The 13,927-nt window shown below is 66.4% G+C and carries 14 protein-coding genes; all 14 read right to left on the bottom strand.

Annotated features, from left to right (window positions below; genetic code table 11):
- Positions 1-94: 94 nt before the first annotated feature.
- On the bottom strand, positions 95-973 hold the full coding sequence (locus BW981_RS19960; protein ID WP_076442404.1) for an ABC transporter permease: 879 nt from the start codon (positions 971-973) through the stop codon (positions 95-97).
- A 151-nt stretch (positions 974-1,124) separates the two neighbouring features.
- Complete coding sequence (locus tag BW981_RS19955) at positions 1,125-2,171, bottom strand: ABC transporter substrate-binding protein (protein WP_076442402.1); 1,047 nt, start codon at positions 2,169-2,171, stop codon at positions 1,125-1,127.
- Between the two features lie 37 nt (positions 2,172-2,208).
- Positions 2,209-3,267, bottom strand: coding sequence for an ABC transporter ATP-binding protein (locus tag BW981_RS19950; RefSeq protein WP_076442401.1), 1,059 nt, complete (start codon positions 3,265-3,267; stop codon positions 2,209-2,211).
- A 2-nt stretch (positions 3,268-3,269) separates the two neighbouring features.
- Entirely contained in the window at positions 3,270-4,079 is an 810-nt protein-coding gene (locus BW981_RS19945; protein WP_076442399.1) for an ABC transporter permease, read from the bottom strand.
- Between the two features lie 167 nt (positions 4,080-4,246).
- Entirely contained in the window at positions 4,247-5,479 is a 1,233-nt protein-coding gene (locus tag BW981_RS19940) for a metal-dependent hydrolase family protein (RefSeq protein WP_076442398.1), read from the bottom strand.
- Between the two features lie 100 nt (positions 5,480-5,579).
- Positions 5,580-6,815, bottom strand: a complete 1,236-nt coding sequence (locus tag BW981_RS19935; protein WP_076442396.1) for a metal-dependent hydrolase family protein — start codon at positions 6,813-6,815, stop codon at positions 5,580-5,582.
- Between the two features lie 42 nt (positions 6,816-6,857).
- A complete protein-coding gene (locus BW981_RS19930) occupies positions 6,858-7,346 on the bottom strand; it encodes a GAF domain-containing protein (RefSeq protein WP_076442394.1) in 489 nt (162 codons plus the stop codon).
- A gap of 15 nt (positions 7,347-7,361) precedes the next feature.
- The gene (locus tag BW981_RS19925) at positions 7,362-8,273 is read right to left on the bottom strand and encodes a branched-chain amino acid ABC transporter permease (protein WP_076442392.1); all 912 of its coding nucleotides are present in this window, start codon (positions 8,271-8,273) and stop codon (positions 7,362-7,364) included.
- On the bottom strand, positions 8,273-9,136 hold the full coding sequence (locus BW981_RS19920) for a branched-chain amino acid ABC transporter permease (protein WP_244560397.1): 864 nt from the start codon (positions 9,134-9,136) through the stop codon (positions 8,273-8,275). The genes BW981_RS19925 and BW981_RS19920 overlap by 1 nt, the downstream gene beginning before the upstream one ends.
- The gene (locus tag BW981_RS19915; protein WP_076442390.1) at positions 9,133-10,341 is read right to left on the bottom strand and encodes an ABC transporter substrate-binding protein; all 1,209 of its coding nucleotides are present in this window, start codon (positions 10,339-10,341) and stop codon (positions 9,133-9,135) included. The genes BW981_RS19920 and BW981_RS19915 overlap by 4 nt, the downstream gene beginning before the upstream one ends.
- Before the next feature lie 48 nt (positions 10,342-10,389).
- On the bottom strand, positions 10,390-11,112 hold the full coding sequence (locus BW981_RS19910) for an ABC transporter ATP-binding protein (protein WP_244560396.1): 723 nt from the start codon (positions 11,110-11,112) through the stop codon (positions 10,390-10,392).
- Positions 11,109-11,873, bottom strand: a complete 765-nt coding sequence (locus tag BW981_RS19905; RefSeq protein ID WP_076442388.1) for an ABC transporter ATP-binding protein — start codon at positions 11,871-11,873, stop codon at positions 11,109-11,111. Before BW981_RS19905 ends, BW981_RS19910 begins: the two co-directional genes overlap by 4 nt.
- Positions 11,870-12,511 carry a TetR/AcrR family transcriptional regulator gene (locus tag BW981_RS19900; protein ID WP_076442386.1) on the bottom strand — a complete coding sequence of 214 codons (642 nt, stop codon included), beginning with the start codon at positions 12,509-12,511 and terminating at the stop codon, positions 11,870-11,872. Before BW981_RS19900 ends, BW981_RS19905 begins: the two co-directional genes overlap by 4 nt.
- Before the next feature lie 127 nt (positions 12,512-12,638).
- Positions 12,639-13,385, bottom strand: a complete 747-nt coding sequence (locus tag BW981_RS19895) for a hypothetical protein (RefSeq protein ID WP_139333863.1) — start codon at positions 13,383-13,385, stop codon at positions 12,639-12,641.
- Between the last annotated feature and the right edge of the window lie 542 nt (positions 13,386-13,927).

Below are 13,927 nucleotides of genomic sequence, written 5' to 3'. Positions count from 1 at the left end.
CCATCGTCATCGCTTGTCTCGTTCCCGTCCCGCCTCCGATATAGCCGGGCTTTTTGCCGGCAACAAATCCTGACCGGCAGGCAGCGGACGCGCTTCAGCGATTTCGATAGCGCCCCTGCACGATGAGGTGTGCGACCGCCGTGAGCAGGATCGTCGCGGTCATCAGGATGAAGGAGATCGCGCCGCCGAAGGGCCAGTTGTTCTGCTGCGCGAACTGGCCGTAGACCAGCGGCCCCATCATCTGGAACTTGGGCCCGCCGAGCAGGACGGGCGTGGCATACGCGTTCATCGCCAGGATGAAGGTCAGGATCGTGCCGGCCAGCACCCCCGGCAGCGCCAGCGGCCAGAGCACCCGGCGGAACATCGCGCCGGGCGCCGCGCCCAGGCTGAAGGCCGCCTCTTCGACCTGCCGCGGAATCCCCTCGATCACGCTCTGCAGCGACAGCACCATGAAGGGCAGGTTGACCGCGACGATGCCGATCAGCACGGCGTTTTCGGTGAACATGATCTCCAGCGGCTGGTCGATCAGCCCCATCGCCATCAGCGACGCGTTCAGGGCTCCCTTGCTGCCGAAGGCCGTCATCCAGCCGGCCGCCCGTACGGCATTGCCGACGAAGAGCGGCAGGACGACGGCGATGACCAGCAGGTTCTTGAACCGGCTCTGCGTGCGCGCGAGCACATAGGCCAGCGGGAAGCCCATGATCAGGCAGGCGAGCGTGCAGATCACCGCCACGCGCACGGTCCGCACCAGCACGTTGAGATAATAGGTGTCGGTGAAGAACTTGACGTAGTTCTCGATCACCAGCCCGTCGACCATGAACTGGCCGGGCACGAACTTGTTGAGCGAATAGCGGAACAGGATCGCGAGCGGGCCGATGAGCCCGATCGCGACGAACAGAGTCGCCGGCACGACCAGCAGCCCGGCGAGGTTCTTGCGAGCGCCGGCGACGGCCTCGGGAGCGGTGGTGCTCATAGGCGCCCCCTGTCATTCCGGGGCATGCCGAAGGCATGAACCGGGAACCCACGAACAGGCGAGCGGCCGCGGAGGCGCAAGGCAGAGGTCTCGCCCGGTCGTGGTTTCCGGGTCCGCTCCTGTGGAGCGCCCCGGAATGACAAGGAAGGCATCACGCTTTGAAGACCTTGTCCCACCACTCCTTCATCGCCGAATCGTTCTTGGCGAGGAAGGCGTAGTCGAGGTCCTTCAGGCGCTTCTCTTCGTCCGGCGTGAAGCCGATCCGCTTCTGCAGGGCCGGATCGACGGCTAGCCCGGAAACGGTGCCGTTGTAGCCCATGTCGACGGCGAAGGCCTCCTGCGGCGCCTTGGCCAGCATCGCGTCCATGTAGGCGTAGGCGTTCTCCTTGTTGGGCGCGTTCTTGGCGATGACGAAACCCGAGACATAAACGGGGATGCCCTCGACCGGCGAGACGGCCTCGCAGGGGATGCCCGCGTTCTGCCACTGCACCACGCGCGCCTTCCAGATCGCGCTGATCCCGACTTCCTCGTTCTTCATCGCCTGGGCGAAGGCCTCGTTGGTCGGGTAGACCCGGCCACCCGCCTTCTTGACGGCCATCAGGACCTCCTTGGCCTTCTCGAGGTCGTTCATGTCCTTGCCGCCGGTCGCGGCGAGCGAGGCGGCGATGAAGACCGACTGGTACTGGATGTCGATGAAGCCGATCTTGGAACCCCATTTCGGGTCCAGCCAGTCCTTGAAGCCGGTCGGCGCCGGCGAGATCAGCTTGGGATTGTAGATGACGACGTTGCCGGAATAGATCTGCCCGATGCCATAGGGATACTTCATCGAGGGCAGCAGGTTCTTGGCGTTCGGAATCTTGGAATAGTCGAGCGTCTCGGTGACGCCGGCCTCGCTCATCTCGAACATGTTGGCGGCCGAGAAGCCCTGAACGTCGACCGTGCCGCGCGGCAGGCGCTTCTCAGCGACCATCTTGGCCCGGCGCGGCGCGTCGCTCGCCTGGTCCTGCACCACCTCGATGCCCTTGGCCTTGAGGATCGGGTCCTCGATGTTCTTGGTCAGCAGCCGCGCATAGTCGCCGCCCCAGGTGCCGACGACGACGCGGCCGCCGGATTGCGCGAGAGCGGGCATCCCCGTCGCGCCTGCGAGCGCCACCGCGCCGGCGCCCTTCAGAATCGTACGCCTGTCGAATGCAGTCATGATGCCATCCCCTGTATTATGTGGACGCCGATGAGGCTCATGCCCCGAGCGGATAGACGAGCCCGGCGTCGGCGGCCCAACCTATCGTCATGGTGTCGCCCGGCCGCGGCTCGGTCAGCCCCGGCCGGTTCGGGATCTGCAGCAGCATGCGCTCCTGCTCGTCCAGCGCAACCTGGACATCGAGCTGCGCGCCGAGATAGGAGGCGTGCACGACCTGCGTCTCGAAGCGGTTCGGCAGCCCCTGCGCCTCGCCGCCGACGGCGATCCGCTCCGGCCTCAGCGCGAGCGTGCCGGGCCCCGCGGTCTTCGCATCGGCGCAGGCGATCTCTCGCCCCCCTGCGGTGCGGAAGCGGCCGGGCGCCGTGACCTGCCCATCGAGGAAGGCGCTGCGTCCGATGAAGCCGGCGACGAAGCGGTCGGCGGGCTTTTCGTACAGCTCGCGCTGCGTGCCGATCTGCCGGACCTTGCCCTTCTCCATGACCACGAGGCGGTCCGCCATGGTCAGCGCCTCCTCCTGGTCATGCGTGACCATGATGGTGGTAAGGCCGAGATTGCGCTGCAGTTCGCGGATCTCCACGCGCACCTCCAGCCTGAGCTTGGCGTCGAGGTTCGAGAGCGGCTCGTCGAGGAGCAGAACCTGCGGCTGCATCGCGAGCGCGCGGGCCAGCGCCACGCGCTGCTGCTGCCCACCCGAGAGCTGGCGCGGATAGCGCTCGTCGAAGCCGCCGAGCTGGACGAGGCGCATCGCCTCGGCCACGCGGGGTCCGCGCTCTGCGGCGGGCACCTTGTGCATCTCGAGCCCGAAGGCAACGTTCTGCGCCACGGTCATGTGCGGGAACAGCGCATAGCTCTGGAAGACGAGGCCGCAATGGCGCTTCCAGGGCGGCAGATGCGTGACGTCGCTCTCTCCGATCGTGATGCGCCCGCCCGATGGCGGAACGAACCCCGCGATCATCCGCAAGGTCGTGGTCTTGCCGCAGCCGGAAGGGCCGAGCAGCACGAGGAATTCGCCATCCTCGACCGCGATGTCGACATCGTCGACGACGCTGAGATCGCCATAGGTCTTCTTCAGATGGGAAATCGAGAGCCGCGCCATGTCTATACCACCCGGCTCAGTTTGACGTAGCGATCAGTCACGATCATCGCCGCGCCGATCAGGACGATCTGGATCAGGGAAGCCGCCGCCACGGTCGGATCGATCTTCCATTCGAGATATTGCAGGATCGCGATCGGCAATGTCGTGCGCCCCGGTCCGACCAGGAACAGGCTCATCTCGAGATTGCCGAAGGAGGTGACGAAGCCGAACAGCGCCGCCGCCACCAGTCCCGGCCGGATGCTCGGCAAGGTCACGCGCCAGAAGGTCGTGAACGGCCCGGCCCCCAAATTCTGCGCTGCTTCCTCGATCGAGCGGTCGAAGCCGGCGAGGCTCGCCGTCACCAGCCGCACGACCCAGGGGATGACCACGAGCGTATGGGCGGCGATCAGCCCGCCGAGCGAGCCCATCACCGGGATCTGCGTCGCGATTTCGACCTCGATCTGGAAGACATAGGTCGCGGTGCCGAGCACGATGCCCGGCATCACCAGCGGCAGCAGCAGGAGGGTGGAGACGCCGGGCCCCAGGGGGATGCGGTGCCGCACGAGGGCCAGGCTCGCAGGCACGCCGAGTGCCAGCCCGATCAGCGTCGAGACGACCGCGACCTCCAGGCTCAGCACGAAGCCGTCGATGAAGGGCTTGTTGTTGGCGGCCGCCGTGAACCATTGCAGCGAATAGCCTTCCGGCGGGAAGGACGGGATCTCCTGGCGGAAGAAGGCCAACCAGGTCACGAAGATCAACGGTAGCAGGATGAAGCCGAGCGAAAGCCCGGCTGCGCCGTTCAGCGCATAGCGCCCGAACCGTACGGCGTTCATTGCGCCGAACCCTCACGCCGCGGAACGCCGCTCAACACGCTGCTCGTCATCGCCACCAGGATCACTACCCCTCCGTCATCGGCGCCGCTGAAGCTGCGGATTCAGTTACAAACAGTCAAGCCGGTTTCTTATCCACCGCCTGACCAACAGGCAGGCATGTCCGGCCCCTAGTGCAGCGTGTTCTTATGGAAGACTCCGCCCTTCATGACCGCCGCCAGATGCTTGCCCTGCTCCTGGAATAGTCCGAAATCCTTCAGCGGGTCGCCATCGACAAGGATGATGTCGGCATAGGCGCCGGCCTGCACCGTGCCGAGCTTGCCTTCCATGCGCAGGATTTGGGCACCGACCGTCGTCGCCGAGCGGATGATCTCGATCGGAGACAACACCTCGCGGCGCAGCAGGAACTCGCGCGACTGCTCGACCTGCAATTGGCCGAGGAGGTCGGAGCCGTAGGCGACCGGCACGCCGGCTCGCTTGCAGATCTCCAGAGAGCGCAGGCCGCCATCGATGACCAGGTCGTTCTTGGCCAGCATGTCGCCGGTCATGCCGAACTCCGCGGCCCGCTCCTTCATCGCGTAATAGGCGACGAGGTTGGCGGTCAGGACCATGTTGTTCTGTGCCATCAGCTTGGCCGAGGCATCGTCGATCAGGTTGCCGTGCTCGATCGCGCGGACACCGCATTCCGCAGCCCGCGTGATCGCCTCCGGCGTATAGGCATGGGCACAGACATAGCGGCCGAAGGCTTTCGCCTCCTCCACCGCAGCCTTCACCTCATCGACACTGAACTGCATCGAGTCGAGCGGATCGTAGGGGCTGGCAACACCGCCCGACATCATGATCTTGATGTGGTCCGCGCCCAGCCGCATCTGCTCCCGTGCCGATTTGCGCACCGAGGACACGCCGTCGGAGACGTTCATCGTATAGGCCATGGCGTTGCAGCAATGGCAGCGGGCGCCGAAATCGGTGCGCCGGCGCGGGTCGCTATGGCCGCCGGTCGGGCCGATGGCGGCACCGGCGATGAACAGGCGCGGCCCCGCGACATCGCCCTTCTCGACCGCTTCCTTGATGCCCCAGTCGGCGCCGCCGGTGTCGCGCACCGAGGTGAAGCCGCGGTCGAGCATGCCCTTCATCAGCCGGACGGCGCGGGCCGTCATCAGCGTCAGCGGCATGCTCTCCATCGTGCGGATATAGACCTCGGAGAGGAAGACATGGACGTGGCTGTCGATCAGCCCGGGCATCAATGTGCGCCCGCCGCAATCGATGACATCGGCGGCAGCCGACCTGATCGGCTTGTCCGAGAGTTCGCGGACCCTGTCGCCTTCGACCAGAAGCTCATAGCCGCTGCGCAGTTCGCCAAATTCCGGCTCGAGCAGGGCGAAGTTCTTGAAATGCAGCGCCATCACACCGGCCTCCCCATCATCGCCGGCCGGCCGATGGCCGAGCCGAATATCCTGATATATTAGGCATGCGCCATCGGCTTGTCGACGGCTGCGCGCGGGTTCAGTTCAGGCTTGAGCGCTTCACGAGCGCGCCGCCCTTCATGATCACCGGCATGTGGCGGCCCTGACGCGTCAGCAGCGACAGGTCCTTCAGCGGATCGCCGTCGACCACGATCAGGTCGGCATGGGCGCCGGGTGCCACCGTCCCGATCTTGCCTTCCAGCTTCAAGAGCTTGGCGGCGATGAAAGTGGCCGAGGCGATCACCTCCTGCGCCGGCAGCGCCTGCCCGCGGATGACGAATTCCTCGGACTGGTAGCGGTGCATCTCGCCGAGCAGGTCGCTGCCATAGGCCATAGCCAGACCGGCCTTCTGCATGATCCGCAGCGATTCCATGCCCGCCGAGCGCACGACATCGACCTTGGCAACGGAATCCGGCGGGAAGCCGAGCTTCGGCCCGTCCGCGACCAGCTTGTCGTAGGTCACGAGCGTGGGCACGGCGACGGCGCCCTTGCCCGCGGCGAGCTTGGCGGTCTCGGGCTGGATCAGGTTGCAATGCTCCAGCGAATGGACCCCGGCCTCGACGCAGCGGCGGATCGCCTCGTCGGTATAGACATGGGCCGAGACATAGGTGCCCGCCATCCGTGCTTCCTCGACGATGGCCTCCAGCTCGCTCACGGAATAGCCGAGAAAGTGGATCGGGTCGGTCGGCGAGGCGCAGCCGCCATTGGCCATGATCTTGATGAAATCGGCCCCGCCCTTCAGCTCCTCGCGCGCGGCGCGGCGCACATCCGGCACGCCGTCGCAGATGCGCCCGAGCGAGCCCAGCCGGTGGCGCTCGATCACGCTCGGCCGGTCGTCATAGCGGCCGCGGAAATCGGCGTGGCCGCCGGTCTGGCTCAGCGCCTTGCCGGAGATGACGAGTCGCGGTGTCGGGAAATGCCCCTCCTCCGTCGCCTGCTTCAGGCCGAAATCGGCGCCCCCGACATCGCGCACGGTGGTGAAGCCGCGCATCAGCATCTCGCGCATGATGACGAAGGACCGCGCCGTCACCAGCGAATCCGGCAGGCGGGCATTGGCACCGAGATCGGCGACGCCGGCGACGACATGGACATGCGCGTCGATCAGCCCCGGCATCAGCGTCCGGCCCTTGAGGTCGATGGTCTTCGCCTTGGCGGAGGCCACCGTCTTGCCGACCTCGCGGATCGTGCCGCCCTCAACGAGGACATTGACCGGAGCGCCCGGTTCGGGCGCCGAGCCGTCGACGATGCGGGCATTGGTGAAGAGGGTGGCGGCCACGGGCTGTTCCTTGAATGCGAAAGGCGAAACGGAGAGCGAAAATCAGGCCGCGCCGGCTTTGGCGCGGGCGGCGAGGAAGGCCGGCACCAGCATCGGCGCCAGCCGCTCGACAGGCGCGACATGCTCCTCGCGGTAGTGATGCTCCGGCGCCAGCAGGTTGATCGTGCCGACCACCTTGCCGTCATAGATCGCGGGGATGTTGATGACCGAGCCCAGCCCCATGCTCTCGATCAGCGCGTGGTCGAAGAAGGCCCAGCGGATCCCGGCCTTGTCCTTGCCGAGATAGGGCTTGCGCTCGTCCAGCACATGTTTGCCCCAGGGTGTCGGCCCCATCGTCTTGCGGCCGGAGACCGGGTACTCGGTGGGGCGGTTCGAATAGATGCGCGCCACCTCCTGCCCGTCCACATAGAGCAGGGTGAAGAGCTGGTGGCCGACGAGGCGCTGCGTCGCCTCCTCGAACGCCTTGAACAGCGTCTCGGGCTGGCCGGGCTGCGCGATCAGGGCCGCGAGGGTGGCGAGGTCGTCGGACATGGGTCTCTCCGGAAATCAGGCGGATGCGGGCGGAGCCGGGGCCTTCGGAATCTGTTCGGGCAGGATGCCCTGCGGCTTGAGATGCAGCACCAGGATCAGCGCGAGCCCGATCAGCATCTCGCGCATGGCCGCGAGCTGGACCGGCTGAAGACCGGGCACCCACTCCGTCATGAAGCGCGTCGCCTCGAGGAAGATCACGACGGCATAGGCGCCGAGCACCGCCCCGCTCGGACGGCCGACGCCGCCGGCCGTGACAGCCAGGAAGATGTAGATCGTGATCAGCGGCTGGAAATGGTCCGGCGAGATATAGGACTGGAAATGCGCGTAGAGCGCACCCGCCAGCGCCGCGATCGCGGCCGAGAGCGCGAAGGCCTGCAGCTTGAAGCGCAGCACGGGCTTGCCGGCGAAGGCGGCAAGTTGCTGGTCCTCGCGGATCGCCTTGAGCGCGCGCCCATAGGGCGAAAGATCGAGCCGGCGCAGCAGCAGCCAGACGAGGCCGAGCACCAGCGTCACCAGCCCGAGATAGAACAGCGCGAAATTCTGCGTCCCGAATTCGGCCTTGAGCGGCGCCTTGATGCCGGAGATGCCGTCCGAGCCGTTGGTCAGCCAGCGCTCGTTCAGCGCCACCAGCCGGATCACCTCGGCAAAGCCCAGCGTGACGATGGCGAGGTAATCGTCGCGCAGCCTCAGCGTCGCGAAGGTCACCAGCAAGCCGACGACAGCGCCCACCGCCAGCGCCGCGCCCCAGCCGAGCAGCACGGGCGCGCCCGCCCCCGTCGCCAGCGCCGAAGCATAGGCACCGACCGCAAAGAAGCCGGCGAGGCCGAGATTGACCAATCCCGCCCCGCCCCAGATCAGGTTGAGGCTCAGGGCCAGCAGCCCGTAGATGGCGCAGAGCGTCAGCGTGAAGACGATATAGGACAGCATCAGGCGGCCCTCTCGCCGAGCAGGCCACGCGGCCGGAAGGTGAGCATCAGCAGGATCGCGACGAAGCCGACCGCCGTGCGGTATGTCGCGGGAACCGCGAGCAGCGCCAGTTCCTCGGCGATGCCGAGCATCAGCGCGCCCGCCACGGCGCCGGGGATCGAGCCAAGCCCGCCCAGCACCGCCGCGGCAAAGACCGAGAGCAGCACGCGATAGCCGGTCAGCGGGTCGATCGAGGTGTCGAGCCCGATCAGCACGCCGCCGACGCCGGTCAGCCCTGCGCCAAGGAACAGAGTCACGATGGCGATCTTCGCAGGGTCGATACCCTTCAGCCGCGCCAGATCGGGGTTGTCCGCGACGGCCCGCATCGCCTTGCCGAAGCGCGTATAGCGCAGGAACAGGAACATCGCCGCCATGATCACCACGGAGAGCAACAGGCTCTGCAGTTGCTGCGGACCGACGCGCAGATCGCCGAAGCGCAGGTCCCGCGCGATCGGCAGGTCGTAGCCGCGCATCTCGTTGCCGAAGAGAAAGCGCACGATGTTCTCCAGCACGAGATTGAGCGCGATCGAGGCGATCGCGACAATCAGCGCGCCGTTGCCGCGCAGGCGCTTCAACGCGGTCTCCTCAGCGGCCACGCCGACCACGCCCGTGACCGCGAAGGCGACGGCCAGCGCCGCCACGATCGGAAGGCCGAGAACGACGTTCGCCCACCAGGCGGCGAAGGCGCCGATCGTCGCATAGGCGGCGATGGCGAAGTTGGGGTAGCGCAGCACCGCGAAGATGGCCGAGAAGCCGATGGCCGGGACGGCGATCAGCGCCCCGGTCATCACGCCATTGAGCAGCGCCTGCAGCAGCTGGGTCACGCGATCTTCACCAGCGTGAGCTTGCCGCCCTGCACCTGCTCGTAGCGGAACTTCGAATCGATGATGTCGCCGATCGCATCGAAGTCGCATGGCCCGCTGGCGCCATCGTAATCGACCGGCTGCTTGGCCGCGATGGCCTTCAGCCCGTCGACCGCGTTGTCGACCTTGGTGCCGCCCTGTGCCTGGCTGACCTTGCGCACCGCGTCCTTGATCGCGGTGCCCGAGGCATCGCCGGCGAAGGCGATCGCCATCAGCACGAGGTTGATCTGGTCGTAGATCTGGGTGGTGTAGGGATCGGGCGAAGCGACGCCGATCAGCTTGACCAGCCGCTCATAGGCCTTCGAGCCTTCGGCCGGCGAAGGCGAGATGGTGTAGGTCTTGTCGACGACCTCGGCCGGCACGCTCTCGATCAGCTTCTGGTTCACGGAATAGCCGAAGGCGACCTTCAGCCCGCTGAAACCGGCACGGTAGACATCCTTCAGCATCACGGCAGTGTCGGGCGTATAGCCGCCGAAGACGATGGCGTCGGGCTTGAAGCGCAGCGCTTCGTCGACTTCGGTGCGATAGGACGGCTTCTTGTCGTCATAGACCAGAGAGCCGGTCTCGCCCCCGGCCGCCTTCACCGCGGCGGTGATGTTGTCGAACTGGCTTTTGACGAAGGGCGTCTGCGGCGAGACGAAGAAGACGCGCTTGGCCTTCTCCGCGATGCAGAACTCGCCGAACTTCTTGCCCTGCAGGGTCGTGTTGGGCTGGGTGCGGATCAGATAGCCCTGATGTGGCAGCTGGGTGATGGCATCGGCACCGGAGACGGTGGCCAGGAAGGTCTTGGACTCCCAGCACAAGGGCGCCACCGCCGTCGTCACCGAGGAGGCCCAGGTGCCGAGGATCGCCGAGACCTTGTCGACGTCGATCATCTTGCGGGCGGCGCGCACGCCTGCTTCCGGATTGGTCTGGTCGTCCTCGGAGATGAGCTCGATCTTGCGGCCGAGCACGCCGCCGGCCGCATTGACCTCGTCGACCACGGCCTTCACCGCCTTGACCATGACCGGTCCGTAGGGGCCGCCCGAGCCGGTGAGCGGAGTCAGCGTGCCGATGCGGATCGGGCCTGATTGCTGCGCAAGGGCGAGCCCCGGCAGGCCGGCGATGCCGGCGAAGGCCGCGGTGCCGGCAAGCAGGCGGCGGCGGTCGATGGTCAGTTGCGTCATGACGGATCCCCTGGGTTTGGTCTTGTCGTTGGAACGGCTTCCCGGCCTCTAGCCGCCGAGGAAGAGCTTGCGGATGTCCGGATCGTTGGCGAGTTCCGGCCCGCCTCCTTCGCGGCTGTTGCGGCCGGAGACGAGGACGTAACCGCGCGTCGAGATCTCCAGCGCCTCCAGCGCATGCTGCTCGACCATCAGGATCGGCAGCCCGCCCCGATTGAGCGCGACGATGGCGTCGAACAGTTCATCGGCCGCTTTCGGAGACAGCCCCGCCGTCGGCTCGTCGAGCAACAGCAGCGAGGGTGCGTTCATCAAGCCCATCGCCATGGCGAGGATCTGCCGCTGCCCGCCCGAAAGCGTGCGCGCCAGCGCCTTGCGCTTCTCCGCAAGCATCGGATAGCGGCCATACATCTCCTCGGCTCGCGCGGTGACCGCCCTGGGGTCCTGGAAGCCGCTGATCTCGAGGTTCTCGGCCACCGTCATCGCGCCGAAGACGTTGCGCTCCTGCGGGACGAAGCCGATGCCGGCCCGCGAGCGGCCGAGCGCATCCGCCTTCGTCACGTCGCGCCCGCCGAGCCGGATCTCGCCCTCGCGCGCCGGGACGAGCCCGGCCAGCGTCTTCAAAAGCGTCGATTTACCGGCCCCGTTCGGCCCGATGATCGAAACGATCTCGCCCGCCGCGACATGCAGCGAAGCGCCCTTCAGGATCTGCTCCGCCGCGCCATAGCCGGCAACGATGCCGGAGGCGGAAAGCACGGTGTCAGCCGCCGGGCTCAATGCCGCCTCCCGAGATAGGCTTCCTGCACGCGGGTGTCGGAAGCGACCTCCTCGAACGTGCCCTGCGTCAGCGTGCGGCCCTCGGCCATCACGATCACGGGCGCGCAGAGCTGGCGGATCAGCGCCATGTCGTGCTCGATCAGGCAGATGGTCAGCCCGCTCTGGTTGAGCGCGACGAGGTGCTCCGCGATCTGCTCGGTCAGGCTTGGATTGACGCCGGCCATCGGCTCGTCGAGCAGCAGGATCTTCGGCTCGGCCATCAGCGCCCGGCCGATCTCGACCAGCTTCTTCTGGCCGCCCGAGAGCGCCGTGACCGGATTGTCGAGAACATGGTCGAGCCGCAGCCGCCTGGCGATGCCGAAGGCCCGCTCCGCCAGTTGCTCCTCGCGCTGCCGCGCCGCGCGAGAGCCGAACAGGCCGGCGAGCAGGCCCTCTCCCGGCTGCGCCGCGCCATAGAGCATGAGATGCTGGAAGACGCTGAGCTTGGGAAAGCCGCGCGCCAGCTGGAAAGAGCGCACGAGCCCGGCCGCGACCAGTCTTTCGGGGCTGAGTCCGGTGGTCTCGGCCTCACCCAGGCGCACCGAGCCGGCATCCGGCCGGTACAGACCGGAAACCGCATTGAACAAGGTCGACTTGCCCGCGCCGTTCGGGCCGATCAGCCCTGTGAAGGAGCCTTCCGGCACGGCGAAATCGACGCCGCGCAGCACATGGACGCCATAGAAGGCGAGCGTCAGCCCCTCGATCGTCAGTGCGGCGGTCATGAAGCGGCCTTGCGCGGCGTGGCGGCCGCCACGGGCTTGATCGGGAATTGCTGCCGCACCTGCCCCTTCCAGAACTGCAGCATGCCTTCGTAATAGGCCGGATCGCCCGGCCGGAGCACGGTCTGGCTGATCATGCCGCGCACCAGGCACATCGTGGCGTTCATCACCGTGCGGGCGTGATCGGGATCGGTGCCGGCGCGGACAGCGAGCGCGGTCCAGATCGCGTCCAGCCCGGCATGGAACTCGCGCACGGTCGGGATCAGCTGCGCCTTGAAGTCGCTGTTGTGGCGCGCCTCCGGCAGGTATTCCATCGTCACGTAGAACAGCCGGTCGTCCATCATCCGCCAGATGTAATCGACGATCTCGTCGCTCGAGCCGCCGCGCGCGATGAACTCCTCGGCGAAGCGGTGCAGGTCCCGCGCGGTCTTGCTGAGCAAGTCGGCGACGGACGCGCTGATGATCGCCTCGCGGCCGGCGAAATGATGCGTCAGCGCCCCGCGCGAGACGCCCGCATGGCGTGCGATGTCGGAGGTCGTGGTCCGCGCCAGCCCCTGCTGATGCAACAGGTCGATGGTCGCTCCCATCAGCCGCGCCGACATCTCGGCGCTCCGCTCCTGCTGCGATCGTCGCTTGGTCATGCCGCGCGCTTCCCCCCTGAACAGGAAGGTCACTCGAAACTTGCAAACAATCAAGATTGTTTTTTAGTCGCGACAGCCCATCGTTTAAGCCGAGCTTTGTGTAGCGCCACCCGCCCCACGGCAGGCGCTACGCCCGGATCACCCTGTTCAGCAAGACGGGCTTCGGCACGGTGTAGCCTTCCACCAACGTTCTCAGCAGATCGCTGATCTGCCGATCGTCGCAAAAGACGATCACGAGCCAGATCTCCCCGGCCAGCTGTAGAAGCAGTTCTTGAGCTGCTTCAGGGTTAAGGCCGTCGAAATCGAAGCCGTTTGGCCTTTTGCGCGCAGCAGCCCGGAATGGATGGAGCCGCTGGGTGATCGTTTCCAGCGTCGTCATGACCTCAGCTGCCTCAGCTGCCTCGGAGAGACGAGCGGCAAGAGCCAGCCCTTCCGCTGTCAGGGACAGCATGCGGCGGATGAGGATGTCCCGTTCAAGCGGCCTCATGACCTCCAGGTTCTTGCGAACCCGTGCGGAAAACGCAGCCTTTTGTGTCGCATCGCGGACCGCCACCGGGGGTGGATCTGCCTGGAGAGAGGGAGCGGGCGTGAAAAACTCCAGGTCGCACGCGGTGCCGCTGCACCAGACTCTCTGCGAGCTGATTTTGACCGTGAGCGCTCGCCCCATGGCTGTTCGAATTTCGGCGGTTTCCGTATCGTAGAACCCCCGGGTTTCCAGCAACCAGAGCCGCCGATCACGCTGCGGACTGCTGATTGCGGAGCCGCTCGTGACGAGGTTCCTGTTCTCGAGCTCGGCCCAGATTCGTTCGACCATCTTGAGGTAGCCATCGTTTGCCGCGACGTAGCATGCCTCGGAGGGGCCGATCGTCGACAAGCAAGCCGGGACGTCCAGCGTCTTGACCAGCTTGGCTGTCAGGGACCTCGTGGAAAACATCGGCAGGGGCCCGTTGATGACGCAAGGGCAGTATCACGATCTGGCTAAGGAAACCTTGAATCGTTCCAAGAGTCGAGAACAGGCGCGGCCGCTGTTGCGTAGGACATTCGGATATAGGCCCTTTGGCCGGGCGTCAGATTTCACAGCCGTTCGACCTGTCTCAGCGAGGCGTCGGGCGATCCATTCGCCCCCTTGCAGCGGCGCAGGCGTTCCGCAGATCGGCCGGCAACGGCCGGTGCAGACCGGACCGACGAGATGGCGAGCCGCCTCATCCACAGGACATGCGGCTCGCGCCCTGACCCGGCCGGCGTCAGTACGCATGGTCACAGCGATGTCGACTATCCCGGCTTGTCGACGTGAAGGGCCCTTAAGCGCCATCAGCCATGCGGGGGCTCACCAGCTGTAGCGAAGTGCGCCCTTGCCGCCGAAGCTGCGGGAATTTCTGGCGAATTCACCCTCGAACAGCGCCGCGAGCGCGAGGC

The sequence above is a fragment of the Allobosea sp. TND4EK4 genome (genome assembly GCF_900156025.1).
Taxonomy (GTDB): Bacteria; Pseudomonadota; Alphaproteobacteria; order Rhizobiales; family Beijerinckiaceae; genus Allobosea.
This window is presented reverse-complemented; position numbering and strand designations above follow the sequence as displayed.

Coding starts and splice junctions, on each gene's coding strand:
- BW981_RS19960 (WP_076442404.1), bottom strand. CDS start 973: ATGAGCACCACCGCTCCCGAGGCCGTCGCCGGCGCTCGCAAGAACCTC.
- BW981_RS19955 (WP_076442402.1), bottom strand. CDS start 2,171: ATGACTGCATTCGACAGGCGTACGATTCTGAAGGGCGCCGGCGCGGTG.
- BW981_RS19950 (WP_076442401.1), bottom strand. CDS start 3,267: ATGGCGCGGCTCTCGATTTCCCATCTGAAGAAGACCTATGGCGATCTC.
- BW981_RS19945 (WP_076442399.1), bottom strand. CDS start 4,079: ATGAACGCCGTACGGTTCGGGCGCTATGCGCTGAACGGCGCAGCCGGG.
- BW981_RS19940 (WP_076442398.1), bottom strand. CDS start 5,479: ATGGCGCTGCATTTCAAGAACTTCGCCCTGCTCGAGCCGGAATTTGGC.
- BW981_RS19930 (WP_076442394.1), bottom strand. CDS start 7,346: ATGTCCGACGACCTCGCCACCCTCGCGGCCCTGATCGCGCAGCCCGGC.
- BW981_RS19925 (WP_076442392.1), bottom strand. CDS start 8,273: ATGCTGTCCTATATCGTCTTCACGCTGACGCTCTGCGCCATCTACGGG.
- BW981_RS19915 (WP_076442390.1), bottom strand. CDS start 10,341: ATGACGCAACTGACCATCGACCGCCGCCGCCTGCTTGCCGGCACCGCG.
- BW981_RS19905 (WP_076442388.1), bottom strand. CDS start 11,873: ATGACCGCCGCACTGACGATCGAGGGGCTGACGCTCGCCTTCTATGGC.
- BW981_RS19900 (WP_076442386.1), bottom strand. CDS start 12,511: ATGACCAAGCGACGATCGCAGCAGGAGCGGAGCGCCGAGATGTCGGCG.